Origin of the sequence: Paracoccus sp. Z118 (genome assembly GCF_019061185.1) — a bacterium.
GTDB lineage: Bacteria > Pseudomonadota > Alphaproteobacteria > Rhodobacterales > Rhodobacteraceae > Paracoccus.
In genome coordinates this window covers 1-536 of the sequence record NZ_JAHQZU010000117.1, presented here as the reverse complement: position 1 = coordinate 536, position 536 = coordinate 1, and the positions used below count along the sequence as shown (strand labels likewise).

Here is a 536-nt window from a genome sequence, read left to right as displayed (position 1 = left end):
TTCTTCCTGATGCTGCCACCGGACGGCGGCACCGGGGGGACTTCCGGTGAGATGGCGTTTGCCGGGGAAACCTCCGCCGGGCCGACCCCCGTCGGTCAGGCTCACGGCGGTGAAATCCCCGGTGGACAGGCTTCTGAAGACCGGGGCTCCTCGGGTCAGGGTCAGGGTCAGGGTCAGGGTCAGGCCGGGCAGCCTCCCGGTCCCCGAGAGGAGCACCGCGCAGGAAGCGTCCGCGCCGAAGGGACATCCGGCAGCGTTCTCGCCGGCCCGGCCTCCGGCGGGCAGGGCCCCCATGATCAGGCTCCCGCGGCCCCGGCCCCTGACGAGGCTGCTCCCGCCGCGTCGGCCTCCGCCGGCAGCCCCGCCGCCGGGCAGCCTCTCCCCCACGGCATGATCTTCGCCGATTGCGGGCTGGTGATCGCCCCAGACGCGGCGGAGCTGGCCGACATCGCCATCGCCGCCGCCGCCTCCTGCGAGCGCCTGCTGGGGCAGACGCCGCGCGTCGCGCTGCTGTCCTTCTCGACCGCCGGCTCGGC

The 536-nt window shown here is 74.8% G+C and carries 1 pseudogene; it reads left to right on the top strand.

Features of this window, described 5'->3' with window-relative positions:
- Positions 1-369: 369 nt before the first annotated feature.
- Positions 370-536 (top strand): annotated as a pseudogene (locus KTN05_RS18355) (phosphate acyltransferase); the annotation flags it as partial.